Consider the following 15,468-nt stretch of genomic DNA (forward strand, 5'->3'; position numbering starts at 1 on the left):
CCGATGTGCGAGTACTAGTGACCGCGCAAAACAGACTCGCAAATTGCGCGTTGATTCGGCGCGCAAAGCGCTTCAACGCTCTGCATCGACGACGAATCGCATGTTCGCGGCGCGCGAAGTGATGTGTCGCGAGTGCGCACGGGAACGTCGCGCACGCAGTTGCCCCGCACGACGGCGACGCGGACCACTCCTCAGTTGACGACGAGGGTGCCCGACATCCCCATGTGGATCGTGCACCCGAACGTGTAGCGACCGGGGCCGGGCGTCACGAGCTCGATGGCATCGGATCCGCCAGCCTCGACGATCGTCCGGGTGCCGCCGGCGATCGGAGCATCGAAGGTCAGGTTGTGGGGCAGCGTCGAGACATTTCGGAACATGACTCGAACCCGCGTGCGCGAGGGCGCGGTCACCTCGGCCGGCACGAAGCGCAGGTCTGCTCCGACATCCGTCGTGACCACCAGCTCGAAAGCCGCGCTCGTCGAGGACGCCGGTTGGGCGGGCGCGCCACAGCCCGCGGCGAGGACCGCCGCCGGCCGGCGCGCGGAGGCGCTCGAGGCGTACCGGGCCCTCTACCGCCGCCTCGCCGACGAGCTGGGCGTCGAGCCGGGCCCGCCGCTGCGCCGGCTCGAGGAGCGGATCCTGCGTGGCGAGGGAGTGACCGCGGCCGGCCCGCCGGTACCCCGGCAGCTGCCGGCCGTGACGGCCGTGCTCACCGGGCGGGACGAGCTGGTCGCGGTGATCTGCGCCGAGCTGACCAGCGACGACGACGCGGCGGGCCTGGTCGGGGTGCTCGTCGGCCCGGGCGGGGTCGGCAAGACGACGCTGGCGCTGGCGGCCGCGCACCGGCTCGCCTCGGCGTTCCCCGACGGCCAGCTCTACGCGGACCTGCGCGGCACCCACGACCCGCCGGCCGACCCGCACGCCGTGCTCGGCCGGCTGTTGCGCACGCTCGGCGTCGACGGGGCGAGCCTGCCCGACGACCGCGAGGAGCGGGCCGGAATGTACCGGAGCCTGCTGGCGGAGCGACGGGTCCTGGTGGTGCTCGACGACGCGGCCGGCGAGGAGCAGGTGCGTCCGCTGCTGCCGGCGACGGCCGGTTCGCGCGCCCTGGTGACCTCGCGTCGCCAGCTCGGCGCGCTCGTCGGTGCGGCTCGCTGGTCGGTGCCGGTGCTGGCCGACGGCGCCGCAGTCGGGTTGCTCGCCCGGGTGATCGGCGCGGAGCGGGCGGCGGCCGAGCCCGCGGCGGCCACCGAAGTCGTTGCCCTGTGCGGAAATCTGCCGCTCGCGGTGTGCGTGGCCGCGGCCCGGCTCGCCGTCCATCCCGAGTGGACACTCGACGACTTCCGCCGCCGGCTCGCCCAGCAGTGGGGTCGGCTCGACGAGCTCGCGGTCGGCGACCTGAACGTGCGGGCCAGCATCGAGCTGAGCTACCAGGCGTTGGAGGAGCCGCTGCGCCTGCTGCTGCGCCGGCTCGGGCTGATGCGCGCGACGACGTGGCCGGCGTGGGTGGCGCGGGAGCTGGTCGGCGGGTCGGCTCCGGTCGAGCGGTTGCTGGACCGGCTCGTGGAGATGCACCTGGTCGAGCCGGCCGGGCGGGACGCAGTGGACCAGTCGCGGTACCGGCTGCACAGCCTGGTGCGCGACTTCGCCGCCGAGCGGGCCGCGGCCGATCCGGTGGCGGAGCGGGACGCGGCCGTCTCGCGGATGCTGTCGGGCTGGCTCGTGCTCGCGGGTGAGGCCGACCAGCGGGCCGAGCACTACACGACGTACAGCGCGGACCTCGCCCCGGTGACCTCGCCCGCGGCCTCGCTCGCCGCCGGGTTGGTGCGGGAGCGGCCGCGGGAGTGGCTGGAGGCCGAGCGGCAGACGCTGATGTCGGCGATCGAGCAGGCGGCGTCGTCGGGGCGGGCGGAGCTGGCCGGTCTGGCCGGGGAGTTGGCGCTGCGGGTGGCGGGGTTCCTGACGCTGCGGGCCTACGACGACGAGCGGGAGCAGGCGCTGCGGGTGGCGGCCGGGGCGCTGCGGGTGCACGGGCCGGAGGCGTTGCTGCTGACGGTGTTGCAGGCGTTGTGCGGGGTGTACGCGCAGCTGTCCCGGGCGGCGGACATGGCGGCGTTGGCGACGGAGGCGTTGGCGCTGGCGCGCTCGGTCGGCGACCACACGCGGGTCGTGCGGGCGTTGCTGCACGCCGGGTTGGCCACCCGGCGACTCGGCCGGCTCGGCGAGGCGGCCCGGGTGCTCGACGAGGCGTTGGCGGCGGTCGAGCCCTCCGACTCGGGCACGGTGCTGGCGTCGCTGCTGGTCAACCGTGCGGAGACGGACCGCGACCGGGGCGAGCCGGCGCTGGCGCTCGTCGAGCGGGCGCTCGAGATCAGGCGGGCGGGCGACAACCCCCGGATGACCGCGCAGAACCTGATCATCTACGCGTACACGCTGATCGACACCGGCCGCCTCGACGACGCGGAGTCCGCTTTGGACGAAGCCGCGACGCTGACCGAGTCCCTGGGCGATGACCTGCATGCGACCTATGTGGAGCAAACCCGCGCGGAGATCGACATCCGCCGGGGCGACTGGCCCGCCGCGGCGGCGCGGCTGGCCGACGCCGTACCGAGGTTCGAGGCGCTGCGGAACAAGGACGGCCTGGCCGAGACCCTCCGCAGCCGCGGCGAACTGGCCCTGGCGAGCGACGATCCGGCGTCGGCGATCGAGCCGCTGCGCAGGTCCTTGGCGCTCTCACGCCAACTGTCGACGCCACTCGAGGAGGCACGCGTCCTGGCCCGGCTCGCTCTTGCGCATGAAGCCCTCGGTGAGCCGGCGGATGGTCCTCGCGCGGAGTACCGGGCGATCCTCCGGGACCTCGCCCTCACCGATGCGTGCCTGCGCCTACCACCCGGCCTGGCACCACCTTCGTGACTCCCGGCCGATTGACCGGCCCATTCAATCGGTGGGGGTCCCCCTGATTTCGACGCTACCCGAGGGCACCGACAATTTCGGAGCTGGCAAGGTCGTGCACGGATCGGATGGTGGCGTGACATCCACGCCGCGACGAGCAGAGGTGGTAGTCGACATGATCTCGACCGACGACGGGTTGCGCCGCATCACCGAGTTGGCCTCGACGGAGAACTGGCTGGCCGTCCTGGTCACCACGCGACCCGACGGCGAGCCCGCCGTGTCGGTGGTCAACGCGGGCATCCTGCCGCATCCGGTCGGCGGGCAGCCCGTGGTCGCACTGGTCTCGCGCGGCGACACCGCCAAGCTCGCCAACCTGCGCGCCCACGCGCGCGCCACCCTGGTCTTCCGCGCCGGCTGGCAGTGGATCGCCGTGTCCGGGCCGGCCGAGCTCGCCGGTCCCGACGACCCACACCCCGACCTCGCCGCGGACGGGCTCCCCCAGTTGCTGCGCGACATCTACCAGGCCGCCGGCGGCGAGCATCCCGACCTCGACGAGTACGACCGCGAGATGGTCGCCGACCGCCGCGCCGCGGTTCTCGTCACGCCCGCCCGCTTCTCCACCAACCCGGCCTGACATGGCCGACATCACCGTCCGCCCGCTCGAGGACCGCGACTGGCCCGCCGTGCGCCGCATCTACGGCGAGGGCATCGACACCCGTCTCGCCACCTTCGAGACCACCGTCCCGGACCGCGAGGCGCTCGAGGCGCGCTGGATGCCCGACCACCGCTGGGTCGCCGAGATCGAGAGCGAGGTCGTCGGCTGGACCGTGCTCTCCCCCGCCTCGGACCGCGAGTGCTACGCCGGCGTGGTCGAGAGCTCCGTCTACATCAGCGAACGCCACCGCGGCCGCGGCATCGGCAAGGCGCTCCTCCACCGGCAGGTCACCGCCGCCGACGCCGCCGGCCTGTGGACCCTGCAGACCGCGATCTTCAGCGAGAACCACGTCAGCATCGCCCTGCACCACGCGGCCGGCTACCGCACCGTCGGCGTCCGGGAGCGCATCGCCCAGCTGGACGGCGTCTGGTACGACACCGTCCTCCTGGAGCGCCGCGCCGACTCGTAAGCGCTGGATGTGTTGACGCGTAAGGGATCGGTAAGGCTCGACCGTCGCTTCGAGTGCCACGATGGTCGCGTACCCACTCGCCCATCCCTGGAGTCGACGTGACCAACGGCAGCACCGGACAGACAGCGAACCGACTCGTGTGGCGCCGGCTGGCGATCGCGATCGCCGCGGCGGTAGTAGTGATCCTGGGTGCGCGCGGCGCGTTCCTGTTGAGCCAGCACATGATGAACGCCGTCGCCCTCGTCGGCTCGTGGATGATGCTCATGCTGCTCGTCGGCTACCCGGCCGTGCGGTTCCGGCCCTCCGTCGGCGTTCCGCTCATGGCCGGCTTCGGCGTCGGCGCCGTCGTCGTCGTCCTGTACGCCGGCGCCGCCATGATGATGGGCTGACGCCCAGCCCGACGAGCGCCGCACTTTGGAAGTGGTGTCCCGCGCTGTTTCGCGGCTACGACGTAACGGTGTGAACGACACGACGATCACACGACAGACACCATGGAGGCATCGATGTCCACACCAAGCGACAAGGTTCGCGCCCTCGACCGGCTCGTCGGCAAATGGCAGATCACCGGCGGCTCGACCGGCACCGTCACCTACGAGTGGGCGATGGGCGGGTTCTTCCTGCTCCAGCACGTCGAGCTCGAGCAGGACGGCGATGCCGTGACCGGCCTAGAGGTCATCGGCCACCTGCACCCCTTCGGCGGGGAGCAGAGCGAGAACGTGCACTCCCGCTACTACGGCAGCGGCGGCGGCACGTTCGAGTACGTCTACGAGATGGAGGGCGACACCCTCACGATCTGGGCGGGCGACAAGGGCTCGCCCGCGTACTTCCGCGGGACCTTCAACGACGACGACTCCGAGATGGTCGGCGCGTGGGTGTACCCGGGCGGTGGCGGCTACGACTCCACGATGACCCGGATTTCGTGACCGGTCCCCCGCTGCTCCACGTCGACGTCGACGCGTTCTTCGTCGCCGTGGAGCGGCGGGACGACCCGGGCCTGTCCGGGTTGCCGCTCGCCGTGGTGGACCGGGTCGTCAGCTGCGCGAGCTACGAGGCCCGCGCCTTGGGCGTGCACGCCGGCATGCGCGCGGCGCAGGCGCACCGGGCCTGCCCGACGCTTGTGACCGTGCCGGCCCGGGCGGCGGCGTACGAGCGTGCGAGCGACGAGTTGTTCGCCTTGCTTCGTGCTGGTGCGGCGGTCGAGGCCGGGTCGATGGAGGAGGCGTTCCTGGCGGTGCCCGGCCTGGACTGGCCCGACGCGTCGGCCACCGCCACCCGGCTGCGCCAGCGGGTCCGGACCGACCTCGGCCTGCCGGTGAGCATCGGCGTCGGACGGACGAAGCTGATCGCCAAGCTTGCGAGTCGCCGCGCGAAGCCGAACGGGATCGTCGTGATCGACCCGGCTCGGGAGCCGGCCGTGCGGCGCGCGCTGCGGGTGGCGGACCTGTGGGGCGTCGGCCCGGTCACCCGCGAGCGGCTCGCCGAGGCCGACCTCGACACGGTCGCCGACCTGCACACCCGCTCGCTCGCCGAACTGGTCGAGCTGACCGGCGTCGCGATGGGCCGACGGCTGCGCCGCATCGCCGACGGCACGGACGACGCCACCATCCGCCCACCGGCGCCGCGCCGCTCGTACAGCGTGTCCCGCACGACGCCGGCCCGCCGCGCCGCCGAGTCCTACCTGCGCGACCTCGCCGCCGAGCTGGCCGAACGCCTCCGCAAGGGTGACCACGAGGCCCGCCACGTCCAGCTTTCCTTGCGCACCGACGACCGCGACCCGATCGCACGCACCCGACTCCCCCGGCACACCGCGGACCCGCACACCCTGTCCGGCGCGGTCCTCGCCCTGGTCGCCGAGCTCGGCGACCCGGTGGCCCGCCGCGTGACGATCACCGTCGCCGACCTCGCGCCGGCTCGGACCCAGGACACGCTGCCGGGCCTGTGAGCCACCTCGAGGACGAAGGTCGACAACCGATCGGCCGTTTCTCGGGTACAGCTACCGGAAGGACTCGTCACGGGAGGCCACGGTGCTGTTTCGGGTGCTCGGTCCGGTCGAGGTACTGGATTCCGCGGGAGCGGCGCTGCGGCTGGGGCCGCGCAAGCAGCGGATGCTGCTCGCCGCGCTGCTGGCGCGCGGCGGGGACCGGGCGGCGACCGGCACGCTCGTGGACCTGCTGTGGGACGGACACCCGCCCCGCTCGGCCACCGCCAACGTGCAGACCTACGTGTGGGAGCTGCGCAAACGCCTGCCCCGCACCAGGTCCGGCGCACCACGGGTCGAGCGGGACCGCGACGGCTACCGGCTCGCGCTCGACGACGGCGACCTCGACGCACGCTCGTTCACCACGCTCGCCGCGGCCGGTCGGCGTGCCCTCGCCGCCGGCGAGACCGCCCGGGCGGCGGCGATCCTGTCCGAGGCGCTCGACCTGTGGCGCGGCCAGCCCTTCGAGGACGTCGCCGAGACCGTCCCGCTGGAGGCCCGCGGGCTGGCTGAGCGGCGCCACCTCGCGATCGAGGACTGGCTCGACGCACGGCTGCGACTCGGCGAGCACCGCGAGGTCGTCGACGAGCTCCACCGGCTGACCGCCGCCGACCCGCTGCGGGAGACCCACTGGTCGCTGCTGATGCTCGCGCTCTACCGGTGCGGGCGCCGGGTCGAGGCCCTGCACACCTACCAGGAGCTGCATCGCCTGCTCGACACCGAGTTCGGGCTCCGGCCCGGCCCGGCCGTCCGCGAGCTGCACGCCCGCGTCCTCGCCGACGACCCGACCCTCCTCGCCGATCCCGACCCGCTGCTCCTCCAGCGCGGCTACATTCCTTGACAACCGAATGCGCGGTCGCCGGGTACTTCACCCGAGACGATCAGCGAGGGGCATACATGGCCGGGGCCTCGGACGGCGCGTTCGCGGTGTACTTCACCGACCGCGTGGCCGCGCTGCGCCGCTCGGCCTACCTGCTGACCGGGAACTGGCACGACGCGGAGGACGTCGTGCAGGCCGCGTTCGTGCGGCTGTTCTCCGTGTGGCACCGGGTTCGCGAGGAGTCGGCGGACGCCTACGTGCGGCAGGTGCTGGTCAACGTCTTCCTCAACACCAAGCGCGGCCAGCGAAACCGCGAGTACCCGGTCGCCGAGGTGCCGGACGGCCCGGTGCCCGCCGCCGCCGACGCCGCCGACCGCCTCGCCGTCTCCCGCGCGCTGGCCGAGCTGACGCCGAGCCAACGCGCGGTGGTCGTGCTGCGCTACTGGGAAGGGCTGTCCGTCGCCGAGACCGCGGCGGTGCTCGGCGTCTCCGCGGGCACGGTCAAGAGCCAGATGCACCGCGCGGTGTCGGCCATGCGCCCGCACCTGCGCGAAGACCACGGAGCGAGCTGATGGCAGCCGACGAACGCGACACGCGGATGCGCGCGGCACTGTCCGCGGCGCTGCCCGCCGACGAGCCGCCGGTCGGGCTCGACGTCGCCGACATCATGCGCCGCGGGCGGCGCCGGTACCGGGTGCGGCGCGCGGTGCCGATCGCGGTCGCGGCCTCGGTGGCCGCGGTGCTGGCGGCCGTGCCGCTCGCCATCGACACGGACGATCCGGCTCCCGAACGCCTCCCGATCGGGGTGCCCTCCAGCACCGCGCCGCCGCCGTCCGCGCCGCCGACGTCCGGCACGAGCTCCGACTCGGGTGCGCCGTTCCGCGCCCCGCCCGGCCACCACCGGTCGCCCGACGCCGACACGCTGGCCGCGAACGGCGCCGCCCAGCTGCCCGGCGGGAACGTGGCGGCCCACTTCGGCACTCGCAGCGACGTCAAGGGGTCCGGGGACCGCTTCGGATTCGGCATGCACGTGCTGTGGCGCGAGGGCGACCGGCGCGGCTACCTCGCGGTGTTGCACCGCACCAGCGGCGACTTCCCCGCCTCCGTGTACGGCATGCCTGACGAACCCTGCCTGACGGCGCAGACCCGACGCCCGGAGTACGGCTGCGAGCCGGTCCCCGTGCCGGTGGGCGGCGTGGCCTACTCCTTCGAGATCGAGTACGGCTACCGGGTTCGCGGCGTGGTGTGGGACCAGCCGGACCCGGCCGGCGGTGCGGACATCCGGGTCACCGCGGCGTTCCTGATCCCCGGGTCCTTCGGGTGGACCCCGTTCCGCGCCTTGGACGACGCGCCACGCATGACCGACTTCCCGCTCACCACCGAGGAGTTGGGCGACCTGATCAAGCTCCCTCGCTGAGGGGTCAGAAGGCGTCGGCCAGGCGGTTCCAGCCCCGCTCGAGCGAGTTCAGGACGCCGTTCTGGTGGTCGTCGTTGGCGGGGTTCAGGTCCGTGTTGCGCTGCAGGATGTCCGCCTCCCGCTCGATGGTGTCCGACACCGCCTGCGGGTCGATGGTGATCTGGCCGCCGAGCTCGCCACCGACGCCCAGCGCCGCGCCGGCTTCGAGGTCGAGGACGACGCGGCCGTCGTGGTAGCCCACGTCGACGTTGGCCGACGCACCGGCGCCGACCCACCCCTCGGCGTTCATGCCGGCGCTCACACCGCTGACCTCGGCGCTGCCGCCGTACTCCACCCGCCCGCCGGCGAACGCCTCGGCGCCCGCGTCGACCCCGGTCGGGCCGACGTCCAGGTTGCCCTCCGCGCGGGCACCGGCGAGCGCGTCGACCTGGTGGGTGATGGTCATGCCGCCGAGGTCCCGGGTCAGCTCGGCGTGGCCGGTGGCGCCCACGGTGACGTTGCCGGACGCATGGACGCCCGACCCGTTCACCGACGCGTCCGCCTCGGCGCCGGCGCCGACCTCGAGCCGGTTCGGGTCGTCGGTGCCGGTGCTGGCGAGGTCGGCGTCATTGCTGATGGAGCCGATGCGAATCCCCGCGCCGTCCTCGGGTGACGACGTGCCCCGCGGCCCCGTCACCTCCCACGGGTTGCCGGCCCACGAGCCACCGCCGCCGGCCTCGTCCGAGGCCGCCGAGACCAGCACGTCCTCCAGGAACGTCGACACCTCTGTCCCTTGTGGACCGTTGCCGCCGAGCCCCTGCGCCGCGTCGCAGCCGGCCTCGTCGAGCTGTGCGCGGGCCCGGTCGAGCAGCTCGCGGGCCTCCTGGCGCGTTCCCTCGCCCGGGTCGCTGAACGTGGGCGCGGGCCGCACCGCCGCCTCCGCCTCGGCGAGTGCGGTCTGGTGCGTGGTGAGCGCCGCGGTGGTCGCCGCCTCGCCCTCGTCCCACAGCGCGATCGCCTCGCCTGCCTGGGACTGCGTCCAGCGCAGGGTCTCCGCGTAGCCGGTCAGCGCGCCGGCCGCGGCGACCAGCGCGTCGCTCGTCTTGTACCAGCGGGTCGGGACAGGGGCGAAGATCTCCCGGAACCGCTCCGACGCGTCGCCGACCCAGCTCGACGGGTTGAACGTGTGCAGCTCGCGGCCGGTCGCCTCCACGTCCTCGCTCCGCGTCGTGAACACGGCCGCGACCGCGTCGACGCCGTCCGGTGAGCCCGGGACCAGGGCGGCCGGGTCGGAGGTCTCGCCGAGCTCAGCCACCGTCCACACTCACCCGGTCGCGGGCGGTCGCGTCGTCGCCGGCGTAGCCGTCCGCGGTGCCGGCGAGGCCCGCTCCGGTCGCCTCGACGTCGGCGCGAAGCGCGGCGATGCCCGCGTCGATCACGCTGCAGAAGCTCGAGACGGCCTGATGCAGCAGCGCGTGGCCGTACTGCCCGCCCTCGCCGGCGGCATCGCCCATGCCGTGGTCCTCGTCGCCCACGATGCGCAGCAGCCAGGAAGATCCGTCGTGCAGCTCGGCGCAGTCGACGTCGTAGCCGTCGTCACTCATCCCTGTGGTCCCCTTTTGCCCCTGTTCGGAATGCCGAACCGAGGCTAGGACCGCGCGCTACGCATGCCCTCCAGCCGCGCTACAGCGGCACTCCAGGTCGCCGCGCCCGGCCGAGGAAGGCCAAGGCGGCGCCGGCGATCGCCACGGCCGCGCCCGCCAGCGTCACGACCAGCGGGAGGTCGGTGGGGATCTCCAGGTGCACGGTGATGCCGAGGATCCGGGACAGTCCCCACGGCAACAGCGCCAGCTGGTCGTTCCACACCGTCAGGGCGCGTTCGGCGCCCAGTGCGGTCACCAAGGCGCCCAGCACCGCGAGCGGCACGCCCGCGGCGACGAGCACGCGGCCCGTCGTGCCGGCGCGGGACAACCCGTACGCCCCGCGAAGCACCACGTACGCGCACACGAACACCGCCAGGAACGCCGCGAACGCGATCGTCACGTACACCGTCCGGGCCGTCGGTTCGGTCCAGAAACCGAACCAGTAGTACCCCGGTCCGCGCACGGCCAGCACCGCCAACAGGAGCACGGTCCGCAGCAGGGCGACGCCGCCCAGCGCGGCCAGCAGCGCGAACGGGTCGGCGCGGCGCACGGACAGCCGCAGCGCGACCGTGCACAGCAGCCACGCGCCCAGCACGACCACCAGGTGCGCCGGAGCGGCGAACGACGTGAGGATCCCGCGGCTGGCCACCACGGCCGCCGCGGGCACGGCCCACACCAGCACGCGGTCGCGGCGGCTCGGGGTGCCGGCCAGCTCGACGAGGCGCCACGGGCGGGTCGACGCGGTCCACAGCGCGCGGGCCCACGGCGCGGTCCGCACGCGGCGGGCCGCCCACGGACTGCCCAGCGCGAGGACGGCCAGCACCAGCAACAGGAGCGCGCGGGCGAGCCAGGCCATCGTCGCATCGCGCTCCGCGCGGTCGAGTCCGATGTCGGCGGCGGTGAGGTTGTAGGCGGGCAGGTCGAGGTCACCGGCGTAGCGGCCCAGGTGCTCGGCACGGTGGGCGTCGTAGCGGGCCGCCGCGTCCTGCCACGCGTCCTTCGCCTCCGCCGACCCGGTGTCGAGCCACTCCGCGTGGCGCAGCCGCACCTCCCGATAGTCCCCGAGCGTCTCGAACAGGCTGACCTGGTAGTCCATTGTGGACATGAAATGCCGGCGCAGCTCCGGGTCGCGCCAGGTCGCCGGGTCGGTCTCGGCCACCAGTTCCCGCATCTCGCTCGCGGCCAGGACCGCGTCGATCCCCTCGCGCACCGCCAAGAGCGGACGGTCGCGGTTCACCGCGTAGATCGTGTCCCACACGGCGCTGTCGCCGGTCACGATGTCCCACTCGAAGATCCACATCATCGGCGGCGGTTCGAGCCCGAGCGCGCGCACCGACTGGTCCGCGTACGGGACGACGTAGAGGCCCTTCGTGATCGCCTCCCGGGACAGCGCCATCACCTCGCCCAGAGCCGCGACCGTGTCCGGGTCGTCGGAGAACGTGGCGCGCAGCCAGTCCGCGGTCGCGGCGGCCGGATCGGCGTCGGGATCGAGCGCGAGCCGGCCGGTGAGGTAGCTGTTCAGGTCGTACAGCTGCCAGAAACCCGTGCGCAGCACCAGGGTCCGGGGGCCGGCGAGCGTGGGGCCGCCGCCCTGCGCCCACGACCACACGCCCTCCACGTGCGGGTTGGCCAGGAACCGTCGCAGCGCGGCCTTGTGCAGCGTGCCGAGGTCGTTGGGCAGCGACCCGAAGGCCTCGAACTCGCGGCGGGACTGGAACTCCACGATCCGCCGCTGCGTGCCGACCAGGAGCGTGTCGTTGAGCGGCAGGTGGCTGTAGAAGTCGCCGAGCGTGTACTTGGTGGCCACGACGAGACGGTCGTCGTCGAGGCCGTCGAACACGCGCTCGTAGGCTGTCTTGTTGGTGTGCAGGTCGCCGACCTCGCCGATGCCCACGCTCCACGTGCGGAAGATGATCTCCCGGTCCGCCTCGCCGGCGACGTCCAGGAACGAGCGCAGCATCGCGCGCACCGCGGCCGGGGTGGTGACCGCGATCTCCGAGGTGAAGTCCCAGCCCGGCAGCCGGTAGGCCGCGCCGCCCTCGCCGATCCGGACCATCAGACCGTCCACGTAGGACATTCGGTCGAACAGCTCGGCGAGACCGGCCCGGTACACCCGCCACAGCCGGTCGTCCTCGGTGTCCAGTCCGCCGACCGTGCGCTCCAGGTGGGCTCGTAGTGGTGGGGACAACGCGAGCATGTCGGTGGACAGGAAGACCTTCATGCCGAGGTCGTGGGCGTAGCGCCACACCGGCCCGAAGGCGGCGGCCATCGCCTCGGCACGGGCCACGTGCGGGTCGCCGGCCGGGTAGACCGCGTGGCCGTCGCCGACGTCCCGGAACGTGAGGTACTCCAGGAACCCGGGGACGACGACGGCGTTGTAGCCCTGCGCCAGCGAATGCCGTATCTGGCGGCGGAACTGGTCCGCGATGCGCGCGACGGCGCCTTCGTCCACATAGGGCTCGTCGGGCAGGATCGCCTCGCCCACCACGTCGGAGTTCAGCGAGTAGTCGGTGCCCTCGGCGTAGCGCTCGGGGTCGGCGGGCAGGCCGACCGCGCCGAGGTCGGTGAGCCGCAGCCCGAGCCGCGGCGTCACCACCGTTCCGTCGGCGACCACCCGCGCGCCGGACCGGATCCGGTCGGCCAGTGTGTAGAGCCCGGTGGCCGCGCCCGCCGCGGCCCCGGCCGTCACGGTCAGCCCGGCACCACCATCGATCCGGTAGGCCTCGCCGTCAAACGAGCCGTCGAGTCGCACCCGCAGGACCGGCCCGGGCCCGTTTCCGATCGCCGGCCGGGCGGCGCCGCGGCTCGCCACCGCGTCAGCCACCACACCGGCCGCGAGCCGCAGCCGCTCGTCGTCGGGCACCACGATGGACCGGATGGCAGGCGGCGCGACCACCGCACGCGCCGGCGCCGCACGTACCTGCTCGAAAGGCACCTCGGCAGGCCGAACGCGCAACCCGAGCGCGTCGTTCACCTGCCAGGCGACGCCCCCACCCAGTCCGCAGAGGACCACCACGACAACCGGCACCCGCCACCAAACCCGGCGGTGATCATGTCCCACCACCACATCGTGACACGCGACCCCACGACGTCAGGGTTCGACGGGCGGCTCCCAGGCGCGGCGGCGGTGGAAGGCCGCACGGTTGGCGGCGTCGAGATCCTCCACGGTGACCAGGCGTACCTCGGCCGCCCGGCGGCCGACCGCGAAGCGGACGTTGCGGACCTGGCCCGCGGCGCTGCGGAACGGGTCGTCGTGGCGACCGAAGCCCACCGAGGCCACCTTGCGGATGGCGTCGTCGACGCGTTGGGGGCGCTCGAGGTTCCACGCGTACCCGTGCCAGCTGAGCACCCGCTCGTAGATCTCCCGGTTGGTCGGCGGGCGCGGGTAGTCGTCGGCGCCGGCGAGCCATGGTTCGGCCAGCGCGAGGGCCACGAACCACTCCCGGCCGTGCGGCATCAGGCCCGGCGCGTCCTTCGTGGGCGCCGCCTGGCTGTCCACGAGGGCCGGCAGCGGGATCGGGCCCGTGGGCGCCGAGTCCGTGCTCATCACGTCGATGACCAGCAGGCGGTCCGCGTGCTCCACGCCGACCTGCCTGCCGCGCAGCACCAGCAGCTGGCTCTCGCCCTCGTCGAGCTGTGCGGACATCCCCACGGTGAGTACGACCCGGCGCGCCCCGGCCGGCGCGTCGAGCATGCTGGACAGCTGCCCCTCTGAGCCGCCGTGCCACCGCAGGCGCACGGTCTCCTCCCCCACGATCAGCTCGCCGAGCAACCTCGACACGTGCCCGGCGCTGTCCGGCAACGGAAACGCCGTCACCCGCAGCTGGGCGTCCGGCCGGTCCTCGGGCACGCGTGGGGCACGCCCGATGAGTAGCGTCTCCCCGGACCCGAGCACGACGCTCGGCATGTCCGACCCGCGCACCGTGACCCGCAGCACGATCACGCAGCCTAGAACATCGTCACGGTGTCACCTGGAAGCTGTCGAGAATCTTCGTCAGCTTGTCTCTCTCCGTACGCCAAAGCCGCTCGGCGGCGGCGCGCGTGTCGGCCTCCGCGGCCACGGTGAGGATGTAGGTGCGCCCCGTCGCGGTGACCACCGCCCGGTTCATCTCGTGGTAGTCGAACTCGCCGTCCAGGCTCAGGTGGTAGGTGACCTCCAGGTCGGCCGCGGTCACGCCGCGCGGCATGGACTGCGTCGTGAGCTTGAGCCGCTTGTACTTCGAGATGAAGTCCCGGGTGAACTCGCCCTTCTCGAAGTCGTCGAGCACCCCGCGGGCACCGCCGGGATGGCCGGAGTCCCACCACTCGATGTGCGCCAACACGGTTCGCCGGGCGTGCGGGTTCGCGACCCAGAAGATGTTCTGGTCGGCGGAGTCCTTGAACCAGCCGCGCGGCACCGCCATCGAGAACTTGTCGCCCTTGTGCGCGGCGAAGCCGGGTGGTGCGGAGGGCGCCGTGGACGTGGCCGACGACGACGCGGCGGTCCCGCCCACCGCGTCCGACCCGGGGCGCACGAGCAGCCAGACGCCGCCGGCCATGAGGAGGACGAGCACGGCCAGCAACGCCACGAGCCGCGTCCGCGCCCGCTTGTCGCGCACCCGCGTCCTGGTCGTCGGCTCGCTGAGCGGCTCGACCACCGGCACCGGACCGGGTCCGGTCACCGATGGACGCGGCACCTCGAACGGCGGCGCCCCGGCGATCATGGACAGCCGCTGGCCCGCCTGGGCCGCGGTCGGCCGGCGCCGCGGGTCCTTGTGCAGCATCGCCTCGATCACCGGCCACAGGTTGGGTGCCTGCGGGATCGGGGCCGGCTCGTAGGTCATCACCGCGGCCAGGGTCGCCTGTGTGTCGGACCGCTGGAACGGCGACTCGCCGCGCAGCGCGGCGGAGAGCGTGACGCCCAGGGACCACAGGTCGCTCGCGGGCGAGGCCGGCTGGCCGTTGACGCGTTCCGGCGCCAGATACTCCGGCGAGCCGATCACCGAGTCCGTGACCGTCGTGTCGCTCGTGACCGCGGCGATCCCGAAGTCGGTCAGCACGACCCGGCTGCCGTCGAGCAGCACGTTGCCCGGCTTGACGTCGCGGTGCACGACGCCCTGCGCGTGCGCCATCGCGAGCGCCGCCAGCACCCGCACACCCAGGTCGGCGACGCGCTGCTCCGGCAGCGGTCCGTGCCGGCGGATCAGCTCCGCGAGCGAGAACCCCTCGACGAGCTCCATCACGATCATGGGCCGGCCGGCGTCGACGACCACGTCGTGCACGGCGACGACGCCCGGATGCCGCAGCCGCGCGGCCGCCCGGGCCTCGCGCAGCACCTGCCGGGAGCGGAAGTCGTCGTCGACCCCGATGCGGACGTGCAGCTCCTTGACCGCGATGTCGCGGCGCAGGAGCTCGTCGTGCGCACGCCACACCACGCCCATGCCACCCTCGCCCAGGCGCGCAAGCAGACGGTAACGACCGGCTACCACTGTCACGCCATGAACCTACGCGCGATCACTCGGTGGGGGAACCGAACACGTGTTGTTACGACAATCGAGACGTCGCGGACGCCCTAACGGCGGCATCGACCCCCCGACCGGTGGCAGAGAGTGGGCCCGACGTCCTTGCGGGTGGAC

At 73.3% G+C, this 15,468-nt stretch carries 14 protein-coding genes and 1 pseudogene; 9 read left to right on the top strand and 6 right to left on the bottom strand.

Annotated elements, in window-relative coordinates:
- Positions 1-191: 191 nt before the first annotated feature.
- Positions 192-458 carry a cupredoxin domain-containing protein gene (locus ACRDSK_RS23695; protein ID WP_431443439.1) on the bottom strand — a complete coding sequence of 89 codons (267 nt, stop codon included), beginning with the start codon at positions 456-458 and terminating at the stop codon, positions 192-194.
- On the opposite strand from ACRDSK_RS23695, the gene ACRDSK_RS23700 reads away from it, so the two are divergent.
- The 9 genes and pseudogenes from ACRDSK_RS23700 to ACRDSK_RS23740 all read left to right on the top strand — a co-directional run bounded on the left by ACRDSK_RS23700 (position 451) and on the right by ACRDSK_RS23740 (position 8,231).
- On the top strand, positions 451-2,913 hold the full coding sequence (locus ACRDSK_RS23700; protein ID WP_431443440.1) for an NB-ARC domain-containing protein: 2,463 nt from the start codon (positions 451-453) through the stop codon (positions 2,911-2,913). The two genes, ACRDSK_RS23695 and ACRDSK_RS23700, sit on opposite strands and share 8 nt — an antisense overlap.
- A gap of 154 nt (positions 2,914-3,067) precedes the next feature.
- Positions 3,068-3,526, top strand: a complete 459-nt coding sequence (locus ACRDSK_RS23705; protein WP_431443441.1) for a TIGR03618 family F420-dependent PPOX class oxidoreductase — start codon at positions 3,068-3,070, stop codon at positions 3,524-3,526.
- Positions 3,527-3,530: 4 nt separating this feature from the next.
- Positions 3,531-4,016: pseudogene (locus ACRDSK_RS23710) on the top strand (N-acetyltransferase family protein); the annotation flags it as partial.
- 98 nt (positions 4,017-4,114) lie between these two features.
- Positions 4,115-4,405: a hypothetical protein gene (locus ACRDSK_RS23715; protein ID WP_431443442.1), complete on the top strand. Its 291-nt coding sequence runs from the start codon at positions 4,115-4,117 to the stop codon at positions 4,403-4,405.
- A 114-nt stretch (positions 4,406-4,519) separates the two neighbouring features.
- Positions 4,520-4,939 (top strand): hypothetical protein, encoded by a 420-nt coding sequence (locus tag ACRDSK_RS23720; protein WP_431443443.1) that lies wholly within the window; start codon positions 4,520-4,522, stop codon positions 4,937-4,939.
- Complete coding sequence (locus ACRDSK_RS23725; RefSeq protein ID WP_431443444.1) at positions 4,936-5,958, top strand: Y-family DNA polymerase; 1,023 nt, start codon at positions 4,936-4,938, stop codon at positions 5,956-5,958. The genes ACRDSK_RS23720 and ACRDSK_RS23725 overlap by 4 nt, the downstream gene beginning before the upstream one ends.
- Positions 5,959-6,040: 82 nt before the next feature.
- Positions 6,041-6,835, top strand: a complete 795-nt coding sequence (locus ACRDSK_RS23730; RefSeq protein WP_431443445.1) for an AfsR/SARP family transcriptional regulator — start codon at positions 6,041-6,043, stop codon at positions 6,833-6,835.
- A 56-nt stretch (positions 6,836-6,891) separates the two neighbouring features.
- Complete coding sequence (locus ACRDSK_RS23735; RefSeq protein WP_431443446.1) at positions 6,892-7,386, top strand: SigE family RNA polymerase sigma factor; 495 nt, start codon at positions 6,892-6,894, stop codon at positions 7,384-7,386.
- The gene (locus ACRDSK_RS23740; RefSeq protein WP_431443447.1) at positions 7,386-8,231 is read left to right on the top strand and encodes a hypothetical protein; all 846 of its coding nucleotides are present in this window, start codon (positions 7,386-7,388) and stop codon (positions 8,229-8,231) included. Before ACRDSK_RS23735 ends, ACRDSK_RS23740 begins: the two co-directional genes overlap by 1 nt.
- Positions 8,232-8,235: 4 nt before the next feature.
- On the opposite strand, the gene ACRDSK_RS23745 is transcribed toward ACRDSK_RS23740, so the two are convergent.
- The 5 genes from ACRDSK_RS23745 to ACRDSK_RS23765 all read right to left on the bottom strand — a co-directional run bounded on the left by ACRDSK_RS23745 (position 8,236) and on the right by ACRDSK_RS23765 (position 15,327).
- Positions 8,236-9,525: a putative T7SS-secreted protein gene (locus ACRDSK_RS23745; RefSeq protein WP_431443448.1), complete on the bottom strand. Its 1,290-nt coding sequence runs from the start codon at positions 9,523-9,525 to the stop codon at positions 8,236-8,238.
- Positions 9,518-9,814 (bottom strand): hypothetical protein, encoded by a 297-nt coding sequence (locus ACRDSK_RS23750; RefSeq protein WP_431443449.1) that lies wholly within the window; start codon positions 9,812-9,814, stop codon positions 9,518-9,520. Before ACRDSK_RS23750 ends, ACRDSK_RS23745 begins: the two co-directional genes overlap by 8 nt.
- 79 nt (positions 9,815-9,893) lie before the next feature.
- A complete protein-coding gene (locus tag ACRDSK_RS23755; RefSeq protein ID WP_431443450.1) occupies positions 9,894-12,881 on the bottom strand; it encodes a hypothetical protein in 2,988 nt (995 codons plus the stop codon).
- 63 nt (positions 12,882-12,944) lie between these two features.
- Positions 12,945-13,796 carry a hypothetical protein gene (locus tag ACRDSK_RS23760; protein WP_431443451.1) on the bottom strand — a complete coding sequence of 284 codons (852 nt, stop codon included), beginning with the start codon at positions 13,794-13,796 and terminating at the stop codon, positions 12,945-12,947.
- A 16-nt stretch (positions 13,797-13,812) separates the two neighbouring features.
- On the bottom strand, positions 13,813-15,327 hold the full coding sequence (locus tag ACRDSK_RS23765) for a serine/threonine-protein kinase (protein ID WP_431443452.1): 1,515 nt from the start codon (positions 15,325-15,327) through the stop codon (positions 13,813-13,815).
- Positions 15,328-15,468: the final 141 nt, after the last annotated feature.

Origin of the sequence: Actinophytocola sp. (assembly GCF_050699915.1) — a bacterium.
GTDB lineage: Bacteria > Actinomycetota > Actinomycetes > Mycobacteriales > Pseudonocardiaceae > Actinophytocola.